Here is a 13806-nt window from a genome sequence, read left to right as displayed (position 1 = left end):
GCCTTTCTTTTCAACGCTTAATTATGATTAAAACGTATAAGTTGCTTTGGCATAATAGAAGCCGCCGTTAATACCATATGGCGAAGTTTCATAGTATTTACCACCCCAGTTATTATTAGGTGCCACGGTAAAATCAAGTTTCTCTGCTTCTTGGTCGAGCAGGTTTTGTGCGCCGACTGAGAAACTAATCGAATCATTCAAAAAGTAAGTTACTTCAGCGTCGAGCGTAATTGCCGCATCTGCCATTTTTGCTGTATCGTCATAATCTACATGCACACCTTGGTATTCACCAAAATAATTTGCACGAGTAAACATTGAGAAACTTTCCCATTGTTGTGACCAACTAAGCGTACCACGGTGATTTGGTAAGTCATTTTCTAAACGGCTTACTTTAAACACCCCAGTAATATTAGTTGAGCGAGTAACCTCAGTTTCATTCCAGTTGTAAGCTAAACTAAATGTTGAGCTACCACCGAGTAAATCTGTGGCATAGTTTGCTACAAAGTCTATACCTTGAGTTGTGGTATCAAAGTCATTAGTAAAGAAGCTTACTTGCGCTAAGCTTTGCACGTTTGGCACACCAGCGGCTTCAAGCGTATCTTTATCAGCTTGACTCAGCTCTATTTTATCAGATTGACTAATACGGTCATCAACTTGGATATTGTAATAATCAATGGTTAGAAATACTTCACCGATGGTGTATACCGCGCCAAAGGTATAACTTTGCGACTCTTCAGGCTCAAGCTCTGTACCGCCTAACTGTACCGCAATTGGATTGGTCGGTGGTAGTAAAGCAGAGTCGACCAATACGCCACTGCTTAGGTTTGTTTGCACGTTACTGACATTGGCTTGGCCAACGGTAGGCGCGCGAAAGCCTGAACTGATTGAACCACGAACATTTAAATCATCGGTTAAGTGATATTGAGCCATCAATTTATAGTTAACAGTAGAGCCAAACGTATCATAGTCTTCATAGCGTAGGGCTAAACCCATTAAGAACTCTTCAGTAAATGGGGCTTCAATATCAAGATAAGCCGCGTAGTTGCGACGAGTATATTCACCAGCGTCAGATGGTTTAAAGCCGGGGAAACCATTTGAACCGATACCAAAACCTTGATCCGTTAGTGGGCCTGCTGTAAATGATGCTACATCGCCAGAGGTAACTGTAAATGTTTCCTCGTGCCATTCAAGGCCACCGGCTATGTTCACATCGTATGCTAGATCAAAATCAAAGCCTTTTGATAAATCAAAATTAAAGTTTTTCTCTAATTGTGAGTATTTACCTGGGCTAAAATCACGCGGGCTATCAGGGCCTAATGACGCATTAATAGTGTCGTAAATAAAGTAACGAGATTCATTAAAGCCGACCGTACCACTTAAGTCGTAGTACGCACCTTCTAACATACCACCAGTGAACTCGCCTTTAGTACCTATTGTAAGCGAGGTATCTGTAATGTTGCCACCAAAGTTAGGCGTAAAACCGCCAGGTAACATTTCATTGAAGGCAAAACAGTCTGGATTATTAGCTACTTGGTTGATGTAAACTGGGTTATCTAATACGTTGTCATCAATCATGATGTTAGTAGGGCAGTTACCACTCATATCGCCAGTTAAATCGCCAACTAACAATGTTTCACCACCATCGTTTGAATAGACCCCAGGGCGAGTGTGAGGATTACGATAGTAAAAACCACCGCGTACATCACGCTCTGAATAGTTACCAAACATGTAAAATTCGGAGTTTTTAGTCAGCTCAAGGCCGACATTACCAAAAATAGAGATATCGTCATCAACTTCTGGTGCGCCCCATATTTGTGTAATCGGGGCAATGTCAGGAACACCAGCCTCAATTAAGTTTGCTGCATCAAAACGTTGCACTGAACGACTAGTTGCGTCAGCCGTTTTGTATTGGAAACTTAAATTTGCGAAGCCATTGTCGGTAAATGGTAGACCAATGTTACCGGAAATCTGTGTTGTATCACCGTCGCCTTCATAGTACTGACCTTGGCGTACTTCGAAACTGCCGCCTTCCGAGGCATCTTTTAGTACAAAGTTGATAACCCCAGCAATCGCATCTGAGCCGTACTGAGCGGCTGCGCCATCTCTTAGTACTTCAACTTGTTTTAGAGCGATACTTGGAATAACTGAAATGTCCGCACCTTGTGCGCCATCGTTTATGCCGCCACCTAAAAAGGCAATAACAGAGGCACGATGACGACGTTTACCATTGAGTAATATCAATGTACTGTCAGAAGGTAAGCCACGTAAGTTAGCTGGACGAACCAAAGATGCTGCGTCACTAATAGGCATTGAATGCACGTTTAATGATGGAATTGAGCCTTTTAATAGCTCGAGCATATCCGTATTACCTGATTTACCAAGTTCTTCACCACCGATGATATCGATAGGTACCGGTGAATCACCAATAGAACGCGGTGCAGAGCGAGTACCCACTACGGCTATTTTTTCTACATTTTTATTTACTTTAGTTACTTCAGCTTGTTCATCTGCAGCTAAGGCAGTCCCCGAAATAAATAAGCCTGCGGTGGTTGTCGTTAATGCAAGTTTAACTGCATGATTTAATATGTTATTTCTAAATTTCATTCTAATTTCCCCAGTTAGAATTATTGTAATTTCGTAACTATATGATTTTTAAAAAGCCAAATAGTCTATTAAAGTTATACAACTTGTTAAATAATTGTGCAAGGTGTTAAATGATTTGGTTTTTTTTGGTTTTTCTATAGAGGAAATTAGAGGTTTACATACCTATATGAAAAGTAATGATATTTTGAAAAGGGAAATTAGAAATAAAGTAATAAGTGGGATTTTTTTATAAGTAAATGAAATAATAATTTTGTAAATAAATCTTTAGACTAAGTAAAATTCAATAAAGTTCAATGATTATTAATGATCAGTTTGTTCAGGATTTTGTTGTCGCCAAACTTTTAACGCTTCTCGGTATTCATCCCAAACACATGGGCAACAACTGCCACCACCGCAGCACTGATCAGCAGTCGGTCTGGTTGGTTTTGTGTCGTCAACTCGGTATGGTATATCGGCTGTGTTTTGCGGCATTTTATTCATTATTTACAGATTTAATAGCATGGGCTGTTTATTGGCCCGTGATTATACTTAATCATGGCTTTTTTGCTAGTTGAGAAATGATGTTGATCTGTTAATCGGTGATTGTATTAAATTATGCTTTGTGAAGCGTTAAGGCTATGTGAGAATAGCGTTATGCGACTATATAAAGTTATTCATCGTGCCCCAATTCGAGTGGCAAAAATTAGTACAAAACGCCAACAGTTGCGTTTTAAGCGCGCTATGGTAGCACTTAAAATTGCACTGGCGCAGGAAAAGCAAGAAACCAAAGAAATGCTCACAATTTATCGTCGCTACACCCAAGGAGATGTGAGTAAAGAGGATCTGCAAAAAGCGAATGCCCAGTTTGTTGATATTCTCAAAGGATTGGGTTTAGGTGTTTTTGCTGTTTTACCTTTTGCACCTGTGACTATTCCACTGGTTGTTAAGTTGGGTCAATGGGTTGGAGTTGATGTACTGCCAAGTTCATTTAATATAAATAAATCACTTAAAGATATTGACCAGCAGATCGCTGATGAAGAGCAGCAACACCACCACGCTGAAAAAACGGCAAAATCAGACGTAAAACCACCTGTAAAAAAATAATGCCATGCAGTTTAAAGGATAGTCTTTGTGCTATACCTTTTATGCTGAGTTATTGATATGCTTGATCATCATATAATTTTAAACGAGTCATTTAATGAGTACATTAATTCGTCATAGTTCTACGGGTATTCCTTTATCTTTTATTGTTAAAAATGACTTAGCTACATGGCAAGCACAGCAGCCAATTTTTTTACAAAACTGGCTAAATAGCTGTGATTTTGCAAAACAAGGTTTAGCCTTGGTGGTCAATCCACAAAGTGGAGCGCTAAGTCAGGTGTATTGTTTAGTTAATAGCGTTGATGACTTTTGGCTCGCGGGTGAATTAGCCAGCAAACTGCCAGCAGGAATTTACCAAGTTCAAGAGTGTGAACAACAATTAGAACAGATTGCTCTGGGTTTTATACTTGGTGGTTATGAATTTAGCGAATATAAAGCCAAAGGTGCTGTAAAAGCACAATTAGCAATTGCCGATGAAGCATTGTTTGCGCGTATTACACGCCAAGCAAATGCGATTAACTTAGTTAGAGATCTAGTTAATACTCCCGCCGTAGACATGATGCCACAGCACTTATCACAAGTGATGGCTGATTTAGCATACACTTACAATGGTCAATTCAATGAATGGATAGGGGATGAATTATTAGAACAAAACTATCCAACTATCCACATGGTAGGCCGCGCCAGTGAAAATAAACCGCGTTTACTTGATTTACACTGGGGCGCTGCAGATGCTCCTTTGATCACCTTAGTCGGCAAAGGTGTTTGTTTTGATTCTGGTGGTTTAGATCTTAAACCAAGCTCAGGTATGCGCAATATGAAAAAAGACATGGGCGGCGCAGCTCATGTAATTGGTTTAGCGCAGTTAATTATGGCGGCAAATTTACCAATTCGTTTACGCGTGTTGGTACCCGCTGTTGAGAATGCGGTATCGCGCAATGCATTTCGCCCTGGCGATGTAATTAAAACACGTAAAGGCATTATGGTCGAAATCGATAACACCGACGCAGAGGGGCGTTTAGTGTTATGTGATGCACTCACGGAAGCACAAAATGACAATCCTGAGTTGATCATTGATTTTGCAACCTTAACCGGTGCTTGTCGTATTGCGTTAGGCACTGAGTTACCAGGGTTTTTCTCAACTGAGCGTGATGTTGCCAATGGCATTATTGACGCCGGTATTGCAGTAAGCGACCCTGTTTGGCAATTACCGCTTTTTGAGCAATATAAAAGTTTATTAAAAAGTGATGTTGCTGATATGGCTAACTGTGCAAGTACCCCATTCGGCGGGGCAATTACTGCTGCACTTTATTTAAAAGAATTTGTAGAGCCAACCACACCATGGGTACATTTTGATGTAATGGCATGGAATATCCGCTCATTACCAGGTCGTCCAGTCGGTGGTGAAGCACTCGGTATTCGTGCCGTATTTAACTACTTACAAAGTCGTTTTAAATAAATTTATTGAGCTTTGTGAGGTTATGCCTCATAAAGCTCAAGCGGTAACCCATCAGGATCTGCAAAAAAGGTAAATTGTTTACCTGTGTATTCATCAGTTCGAATCTCTTCTACTGCCACACCTTGGCTTTGCAAATACACTTTACTTTGCTCAATATTGGCCACTTTAAATGCTAAATGTCGTAAACCTTGTGCTTCTGGGTAACTAGGTCGCTTTGGTGCATTATCAAATGAAAATAGCTCTATTTGGCTACCATCAGGCAAGGCTAAATCTAATTTGTATGAGTGGCGATGTTGGCGAAAATGCTCTGCAATTATGGGCAGCTGTAAGATCTGATGATAAAAATGTTTTGAGCGGGTGTAATCGCTGCATATAATTGCAGCGTGGTGAATTCCTAGCAATTGCATCATTTTTAGCTATCTGTGGTAAATGGCGCAGTATAGCTGCGCCATATTGAGTATGTTATTGATCACTACCTTTGCAAGCTGCTACTGCGGGGGCCACTAACTCTAAACCGGTTTTATCACACGGTGGTAGTGCTGCATCGCTAACGCTGATTGGCGTGACGCGTTCGCCCCATTTTATGTAACTAGCAGCCCAAGTTAATCCGGCACCAAATGCTGCAGACATGATATTAGCATGTGGTTTAATTAATCCTTGCTCAACAGCTTCGCATAATGCGATTGCAATAGTTGCTGCCGATGTATTGCCGTATTCGCCAATGTTAACCATTACTTTTTCATCTGGCACTTTTAAGCGATGTTGAATGGCTTGAATGATACGTAAATTTGCTTGGTGTGGCACAAGTACATCGATATCATCAAGGCTCAAATTTGCTTGTGTGAGCACATCGTCACAGGCTTCACTCATGCCCTTTACTGCGCGCTTAAAGATTTCGCGACCTTCAAATAATAAATCAGATGGCCCAATAGGCACATATTTATTTAAGTCACTACCAAAGTTAGTGATATGCAAGATATCACGGTCTTCGCTATCACAGCCTGTTTTTGTCGCGAGTAAACCCGCTGGCGTGTCTGCTGCTTCAAGTACTACGGCACCGGCGCCATCACCAAATAACACCGCACTGTCACGGCGATCCCAGTTTACATACCAGGTCATACGTTCAGCAGCAATTACTACAGCTTTTTTGATCATACCGGCTTGAATTTGTGCAGTCGCTGCTTGTATTGCATATAAAAAACCAGAGCAAGCTGCATTGGTGTCCATAGCGGCAGCGCCAACTGCACCAATGTTTTTTTGTACTAACGAAGCTGTGTTTGCCACCATAGTAGAGGGCGTACATGTTGCTAATAACACTAAGTCAATGTCTTTAGCATCAATGCCAGCACAGGCTATTGCATGTTTAGCTGCTACAGTGGCAAGCTCTGCAGTACTAACGTGGCTTACTCTACGGGCTTTTATACCAGTGCGGGATGTGATCCATTCATCATTGGTATCAACTAATTGGCTAATTTCATCGTTGCTAATACGCGCTGGTGGGATACATTTACCCCAACCCGTTATGTGTGCGTAGGTCATAGTGTGCTCTCTTTAAGTGGTCAGACATGTGTCATCTATGTTTGATTTATACCAAAAATCCAGTTCTAAGACTAGTTTATAACTTAGCTTACGTCGTAAATAGTGGTAATTAAACGTAATTTAGGCTAATGGTAGTAGAAAAATGAGGTAAACATGAAACAAAAATTAATTACTATCTTGGCTGCATTGGGTACGACGGTATATTCTGCGGCGAGTTTTGCAACACAAACTCAGGTTATTTACGCAGGATCAATGTTAGCAGGTGCTGAACAAATACTAGAAAAGCAACGCACTATTGTTATAGAAGACGCTATCATCACGCGCATCGAAAAAGGCTATGTGAGTGTTATTGATCTAGCATTGCCCGATGCAAAGATTATTGATTTAAAAAATCAATTTGTTATGCCTGGATTAATTGATATGCACGTACATGTTACATTTGAGCGTGACGCAAACGCAAACCCTCATCAATGGCTTACAGAGTATGAAGCGGACTATGCTCTGCGCTCAATTAAATATTTACAGCGTAGTCTTGAAGCCGGTTTTACCTCGGTACGTGATTTAGGTAGCAGTTATAAAGTGATCTTTCCACTACAGCGTGCCGTTGAGCGTGGAGATATTCAAGGGCCACGTATTTTTGCTGCAGGAGATACAATTACCCCAACGGGCGGGCATGCTGATCTGCACGGTTACCGTAAAGATATTAGTGATGTGATAAGTGGAGGGTTAGGGGTGTGTGATGGTGCTGATGATTGTCGCCGCGCGGTTCGTGAAGTAATTAAATCAGGTGCTGATGTAATTAAAATTACCGCAACGGGTGGGGTGTTAAGTAATACCGCAGCGGGTGTCAATCAGCAGTTCACAGATCAAGAGTTGATGGCGATTGTTGATACTGCACATAACTTAGGGCGCAGCGTAACAGCCCATGCTCATGGTACATCAGGGATCAAAGCGGCATTACGTGCAGGTGTTGATTCAATTGAACATGGGTCTTACCTAGACAAAGAGACTGTAAAGTTATTTAAGCAATATAACGCTTATTTAGTGCCCACGTTATTGGCAGGCCAAACGGTCAGTCAAGAAGTACTCAGTAACCCAAATATGCCAACAGCTATTGCTGATAAAGTACGCACCGTTGTACCAAATGTTGCAGCTTCATTTAAGCTGGCATTAAAAAACAATGTTAATATTGCTTTTGGTACAGATTCTGGCGTATCACGCCATGGTAATAATGCTGATGAGTTTTTATGGTTAGTTAAATATGGCATGACTGAAAAGCAGGCTATTATGTCAGCAACAGTTAATGCCGCTAAGTTACTCGGCCAACAAGACCGACTAGGGCAGTTGAGTGTTGGTAAACAAGCAGATATCATCAGCGTTAATGGCTCTCCTCTTGATGATATAACGACATTGCAAAATGTACAATTTGTGATGAAAGCAGGGCAAATATATAAACACCAATTGTAGGATACAGTATGGGCAGCAAAATCAAGGCATCATTGTTTAATCATTTGATTGACGCTGAGCGCCAGTTATTAGATCCTGAGATCCGTCAATCTGAGCAGGCATTGGATGCTTTGCTCGATGATGATTTTATTGAAATTGCCGCTAATGGTACTGTATTTAATAAATATCAAGTATTAACGCGGTTACCTACCGAAGTCGTGCCGCAGTTTTACAATCAGCATTTTAAAGGCCGAATGCTTAGTGATGATATTGCCCAACTAAGTTATCAAGCGGCATATCGGCGCTCTGCGCGCGCTGAGTTTAACTATTCGTTACGGATGTCGCTGTGGCGATTAACCGAAGGCCAGTGGAAAATGGTGTTTCATCAAGGAACGCCGTGTGCTGTGTTTAGTATCTCTATGGATGATGATTAGGTTAACCTTCTTTAATTAGGCATTTTTTATTAGGTAGTTATGTATGGCGTTTTTAATGCGCACTGATCCTGCGATTAGCCGTTTACTGATGTTACGCAGTGGTGCAATTGCAATTCAACTATTGGCCGTTGTAGCAGTCTATTTTTTACTTGAGCACCAAATCCCTTTATTACCTCTACTGGTAGTGATCTCCCTTGAAGCCGTATTCCAAATTTTAAGCGTGATTGCTTATCGTAATGTCAGTAAAGCGAAAGAACTTGGGATGTTAATGCAGCTTACGGCCGATGTGCTTTTTTTATCGGTATTGCTGTCTTTGAGTGGTGGTGCGACCAATGCATTTGTGTCGTTACTGTTGTTACCAATAATGATTGCTGCGGTGAGTGTCAGTGCTCGCGGCTTAGCTTATATTGCTGTATTAGCGATCACCGCCTATAGCGTGCTGCTATTTAAAATGCCTCAGCACAGCATGCATCATATGCAAATGACCAGTCACTTTGTGGGTATGTGGGTTAACTTTGTGATCAGTGCTAGCGTTATAGCATTCGTTATCGGCACTATGAACCGTGCACTGCATTCGCGAGAGCGCACAATTGCAACTGTGCGAGAAAAACAATTACGAGCAGAGCAGTTAGTCACGCTTGATGGTGCTGCGGCACAAATTACTCATCAATTAGCCAGCCCAATCGCCAATTTACAATTATTGTATGAAGAGCTTCTTGAAGAGCAGCCCGATAATGAGATTGTGAAAGACATGCAGCAGCCCTTGTTGCAATGCGCACAGCAGTTAAAACAGTTTCGTACCCTGTCATCTGAACTACGCACACAAACGGTTGCAGCGACTGTATCGTTAAACGCATTAGCTCAACAAATTAGCGATACAATGCTATTACAGTATCCCGATCAACAGCTTAATTGGCTAAATGCAGCGCCTGCTAGCTCGGTTACTAATGATGCTATGTTACTGCCAGCGATATTAAACTTGTTGCAAAATGCTGCTTTTGCCAATCAACAGGCACAGCAACAAACACTGGAATTGAACTGGCAACAGACTCCAGATAACCCTAAAACAGTGAGTTTAGTTATACGTGATTTTGGTAAAGGATTTAGCGCAGCACAATTGGCAGAGTTAGGGGGTCAGTTAATGCCTAGTGAAACGGGGATGGGGCTTGCAGTTATGCTTTCAAATGTAACATTTGAGCGTTTACAAGGCTCTTTAACATTATTTAATCACCCACAAGGTGGCGCGGTTGCCAAAGTACAATTAACCATTGATGAGCCACAAGTCGAGCCTGTATGAAGCTATTAATTATTGAAGATGATATTAATCTTGCCAATACGTTAGCGCGGCGCTTAAACAAACACGGTTTTGCATGTCAGCTGGCACATGATAAAGCCGAGGCTATTGGCATAGCTAAAAACTTCGCACCGACACATATTCTGTTAGATATGAAATTAGCTGACGATAACGGTTTAGCTCTTATCGCACCACTGAGAGCATTACTAACAGACGCACATATTGTATTATTAACAGGCTATGCCAGTATTGCCACAGCGGTAGAGGCTATGCGCCTAGGTGCAAATGATTATTTAACAAAACCCGTTGATATGCTCACGTTATTACGAGCCTTAACAGGCACATGCGAGCCAACTACTGAGTTAATTGCAGATGATATTGTAACTATGTCGCCAGAGCGTCTTGAGTGGGAACATATTCAGCAAGTGCTGCATACCAATCAAGGCAATATTTCAGCAACTGCTCGGCAACTTAATATGCATCGGCGGACTTTACAGCGTAAGCTACAAAAAAAACCAGTTCAGCAGTAAATCCTAGCGTAATAGTGAGCGTTATTTCGGATCACGGTTTCCGGTTTAGTAATGCTCAGTAAGTTTATTGTTGCCTTTTAGGCAATAAGTTTTACCCGGTCAACTAAGTAATACAGTCGCCTTTAGTCACTTTAAATGGAGCTCAGGTTACTTTAGTGTATTTATATTTTGGCACCAGCCACGCATCATAGATAGTTTTGCAGTTTAGATAGTTGCTGCAATGGCGTTCATTAACTACAGTAAAAATATCATTGTATTTTTTGCAATCAGCATAAGTAGTCATTATGGATTTATCACAACTGGATTTTGTAGCCGTATTATTAGCTGCCATGTCTTCTTTTATGTTAGGAGGCGTTTGGTATTCACCTTGGTTGTTTCAACGAGCCTGGTTAGAAGGCTGTGGATTAACGGAGCTGGATTTAAAAGCAACAAATCCAAAATGGGTATTTGGTGGCGGTTTTGTTTTATCTTTATTTATCGCTTTTGGCTTATCACTGTTTTTAGGACCACATCCACATTTAGGGGTTGCGGTAGGCGTTGGCTTTGCGGTTGGACTATGTTGGGTAAGCAGTGCCTTAGGGATGAGCTATATTTATGAACAACGACCACTAAAGCTGTTTTTAATCAATAGCGGTTACCATATTTTACAGTTTACTTTAATGGGCTTAATCTTTGGACTTTGGCCATAAGCTGTTAATCTATTCGCGTGTTTGTAGTAAAAGTAACAAAATAATGGCAAAACCAAATAAAAAAGGCCCTACTAAAACGGTCGATATTTTTTGTAGTCAATGTAAAGCTCCCCTATTCAAATATCGTAAAGGCGGCAAAGGGGCATTGGTTAAATGTTTTATCGAACGGATCAGTCAAGATTTCACCACTATTCCTTGCGTATGCCCCAACTGCTCACGCCCTTTTGCTCGAGAAGCAATTATCCGAGGCGCACCCGCGTATAAAATGATCGGCGGCAAAGTTACGTTTAAGTAGTCATTTAATTTGAGCGTATATACATATTTTATTGATTTAATCATTTTTTAGTCTGATTGTTCCTGTATCTGATTTAACTATAAATAAACTGTAACTCTTTAATTTAATACGACTTTAAATAGTAATTGCACAGTTTTTTTATGATATTGATGGTATCCGAGGTTGGTCTACTTCGGAAATTGAAACAATAGGAGCTGCATTTTTGAGAGGGTTTAAGAAGTACAGCGCAAAGGTACACGGAGCTGCGTATGCAATTGAGCATCGTCTAGATTCATTTTCTATAGATGCACTCGGAGCTTCTTACGAAGTTGGATATGGGGTAATGTATATGCAAGGAACAAAGAAAACATACTCTAGCTATGTCGCGTTTTGTAAATAGTTTTAGAATCAATAAGGAATAAAAATGATTAAAAAAGTAATTTTTATTTTTATTATATTTCAATTTTTATTGGTGATTAGTTTAAATCACCACTATGGGATAGCCATATCGTTAACCACTTGTATTTTTTATATTTTCCGTTCTAAATCCAATTTCTTTTCTTTGAGCTTTCTTTTTGAAGATGTAAAAGAAAATGCATTTACTTTACTATGTGTGTTTTCAATAGTTGCATTGACAATTAGCCAAATCTCTTATAGTGCAAATGATTGGGGGTTGTTGACAATAATAGTACCATTGTCGTTATTGTTTTATTTCTTCCTTACACTTTTTAGTTATACTGCTGATTGTATATATAAAATATTCGGAAAGTTTTTTAGAAGGAAGTAAGTGCTCGTAAAGTAAAATAGGAAAGGCACAAATTTTTCGATAGTGCATCAAGGAAATATAATGTCAAAATATAGATTTTTAACTTTATTATTTTTAATAGTTAATTCACAGGTATGCTTTTCAAATGCGATTGAAAAACCACCTAAAGCTATTGAAGCCGTAGTATATACTATTTGCGATTTGGTATATTGCAATACGAGTGTTGTTTTAAGAAATAATACGGCATTTGAAATTAAAGTAATTTCAAATTATTTCGATGAAACTCATTTTACTGAGCATGCTTTTAAGTTTTATAGAGCAAAAGACGTGTATGCAACGAGTAACCCGTTTGACAACCCATTATCGTTTAAAAATGTAGAGTTTTCGCCACTTGAAGGAGATGTAATATTTAAACCTCTTGAAGTCAAAACTTACACTACGCTAATAAAAAGAGATAGATTGAATTTTGAAAAAGGCATTGAGTACGTTGTTTTTTCGGTAGTTATGGATGCGCAATATGTGATAGATAAAAAAAAGTCAAGATTCATTTCATTGCTTAGTAAGTTAGGAATAGTTGATGATTTACTTACCTTGCCTGATGATTAAACTAACAGAAAAGTAAACAGAGTCACCCTTTAGTAACAAAGTGAATAGGGTCAGGTCTTTCTTTTTGTCTTTATGTAATTAGTGGCAAAAAACAAGATCTGACCCCGATAGTGATCCCGATAGTTATATGACCCCGATAGTTATAAACCAGAGGAGAAATCATGGTGGTCGCGATAGGTCCGACGATTCTAGCTATTGCAAGTGTTGTTAGTACTAGTAATTTGCATGTTAGCTGTGGAGAAAGCGTTCTAAATAACCAGCATAAGCTAATGGTAATGAAGAAATTAAATGGCGCAAGGGGCAAATTCCATTTTAAATGTGGTGATACAATATTTGTAGAAGAGCCTTCGAATACTGATGGCATTTGCTACAAAAAACATTATGGCGTGGTTGGCGGATATAAAGTTGAGCCCTATGTTGCCACATTGGAAGTCGCTGTGACTAATCAAAGTTGTAACTTTGATGGAGCCATCCGTTTAGAGCCTACCGTTGCTATAGAAGATTATGGGGTTATCTGGAGGTTTATGGAAGAGTTGAGAAATAACAAAGAGAACGCCATTAAAAAAAGGGTGAATATGTTTGACTGGTTTTTTGACAGTCAATTAAATAAATTCACCAGTATTCCTGGCGCTGTTTCAATGAGTCCAGTAGTAACAGGCTTATTTGAAAAGAATGCATACTCTATAAAAGTTTATATAAATTCTCAATTGTGGAAAGCTAATATTCATTTGAAAGATAATAAAGTTGAAGTTACCTCCATATATTCAGTAGAGTAAAAAATAATGGGGTCAGGTCTCAGGGTAAGATCACGAACTTTATCTTGACTTAAAAGTATGATCTTATACTCCTTTTTAAGGAGCCCTGTAGTGGTATAGTTTTAATGCCAGTGTGGTGGAATTGGTAGACACGCTAGATTCAAAATCTGGTTTCTTCGGGATTGATGGTTCGAGTACGTCCACTGGTACCATTAAAACTTTTTAACTTGAACGAGCTTAAATCTGTAGAACACTACCATATTATGAAAAACCGCCTTTGATGGGCGGTTTTTTGCTTTCTTACATTTGAAAAATAATTATTGCCTAGCC

At 39.8% G+C, this 13806-nt stretch carries 14 protein-coding genes and 1 tRNA gene; 11 read left to right on the top strand and 4 right to left on the bottom strand.

Annotation, left to right across the window (positions count from 1 at the left end; all coding sequences use genetic code 11):
* Positions 1–27: 27 nt before the first annotated feature.
* On the bottom strand, positions 28–2604 hold the full coding sequence (locus H5162_RS07310) for a TonB-dependent siderophore receptor (protein WP_145236193.1): 2577 nt from the start codon (positions 2602–2604) through the stop codon (positions 28–30).
* Between the two features lie 300 nt (positions 2605–2904).
* Positions 2905–3075: an oxidoreductase-like domain-containing protein gene (locus tag H5162_RS07305; RefSeq protein WP_145236189.1), complete on the bottom strand. Its 171-nt coding sequence runs from the start codon at positions 3073–3075 to the stop codon at positions 2905–2907.
* A 162-nt stretch (positions 3076–3237) separates the two neighbouring features.
* On the opposite strand from H5162_RS07305, the gene H5162_RS07300 reads away from it, so the two are divergent.
* On the top strand, positions 3238–3687 hold the full coding sequence (locus H5162_RS07300; RefSeq protein ID WP_145236186.1) for a hypothetical protein: 450 nt from the start codon (positions 3238–3240) through the stop codon (positions 3685–3687).
* A 94-nt stretch (positions 3688–3781) separates the two neighbouring features.
* Positions 3782–5143 carry a M17 family metallopeptidase gene (locus tag H5162_RS07295; protein WP_182778070.1) on the top strand — a complete coding sequence of 454 codons (1362 nt, stop codon included), beginning with the start codon at positions 3782–3784 and terminating at the stop codon, positions 5141–5143.
* A 20-nt stretch (positions 5144–5163) separates the two neighbouring features.
* Here the strand turns inward: H5162_RS07295 and H5162_RS07290 are convergent, their stop codons facing one another.
* A complete protein-coding gene (locus H5162_RS07290) occupies positions 5164–5550 on the bottom strand; it encodes a VOC family protein (protein ID WP_145236314.1) in 387 nt (128 codons plus the stop codon).
* Between the two features lie 55 nt (positions 5551–5605).
* On the bottom strand, positions 5606–6682 hold the full coding sequence (locus H5162_RS07285; RefSeq protein ID WP_145236180.1) for a ketoacyl-ACP synthase III: 1077 nt from the start codon (positions 6680–6682) through the stop codon (positions 5606–5608).
* A gap of 153 nt (positions 6683–6835) precedes the next feature.
* Here H5162_RS07285 and H5162_RS07280 point away from each other — a divergent pair, with 153 nt between their 5' ends.
* The 9 genes from H5162_RS07280 to H5162_RS07240 all read left to right on the top strand — a co-directional run bounded on the left by H5162_RS07280 (position 6836) and on the right by H5162_RS07240 (position 13688).
* Positions 6836–8149, top strand: a complete 1314-nt coding sequence (locus H5162_RS07280) for an amidohydrolase family protein (protein WP_182778068.1) — start codon at positions 6836–6838, stop codon at positions 8147–8149.
* 8 nt (positions 8150–8157) lie between these two features.
* Complete coding sequence (locus H5162_RS07275; protein ID WP_145236175.1) at positions 8158–8562, top strand: DUF4440 domain-containing protein; 405 nt, start codon at positions 8158–8160, stop codon at positions 8560–8562.
* 55 nt (positions 8563–8617) lie between these two features.
* The gene (locus H5162_RS07270) at positions 8618–9859 is read left to right on the top strand and encodes an ATP-binding protein (RefSeq protein ID WP_145236312.1); all 1242 of its coding nucleotides are present in this window, start codon (positions 8618–8620) and stop codon (positions 9857–9859) included.
* Entirely contained in the window at positions 9856–10386 is a 531-nt protein-coding gene (locus H5162_RS07265; RefSeq protein WP_182734090.1) for a response regulator transcription factor, read from the top strand. Before H5162_RS07270 ends, H5162_RS07265 begins: the two co-directional genes overlap by 4 nt.
* 284 nt (positions 10387–10670) lie before the next feature.
* Positions 10671–11075, top strand: a complete 405-nt coding sequence (locus H5162_RS07260) for a DUF1761 domain-containing protein (RefSeq protein WP_145236169.1) — start codon at positions 10671–10673, stop codon at positions 11073–11075.
* A gap of 43 nt (positions 11076–11118) precedes the next feature.
* Positions 11119–11370, top strand: a complete 252-nt coding sequence (locus H5162_RS07255) for a hypothetical protein (RefSeq protein WP_149980101.1) — start codon at positions 11119–11121, stop codon at positions 11368–11370.
* An 826-nt stretch (positions 11371–12196) separates the two neighbouring features.
* Positions 12197–12721 (top strand): hypothetical protein, encoded by a 525-nt coding sequence (locus H5162_RS07250; RefSeq protein WP_182717832.1) that lies wholly within the window; start codon positions 12197–12199, stop codon positions 12719–12721.
* 161 nt (positions 12722–12882) lie between these two features.
* Positions 12883–13497: a hypothetical protein gene (locus H5162_RS07245; RefSeq protein ID WP_182717833.1), complete on the top strand. Its 615-nt coding sequence runs from the start codon at positions 12883–12885 to the stop codon at positions 13495–13497.
* 106 nt (positions 13498–13603) lie between these two features.
* Positions 13604–13688 (top strand) — tRNA-Leu (locus H5162_RS07240).
* Positions 13689–13806: the final 118 nt, after the last annotated feature.

The sequence above is a fragment of the Pseudoalteromonas sp. SR41-8 genome (assembly GCF_014163915.1).
GTDB lineage: Bacteria > Pseudomonadota > Gammaproteobacteria > Enterobacterales > Alteromonadaceae > Pseudoalteromonas > Pseudoalteromonas rhizosphaerae.
Note: the sequence above shows the minus strand (reverse complement) of the source record. Positions and strands in the feature narration are given on the sequence as shown.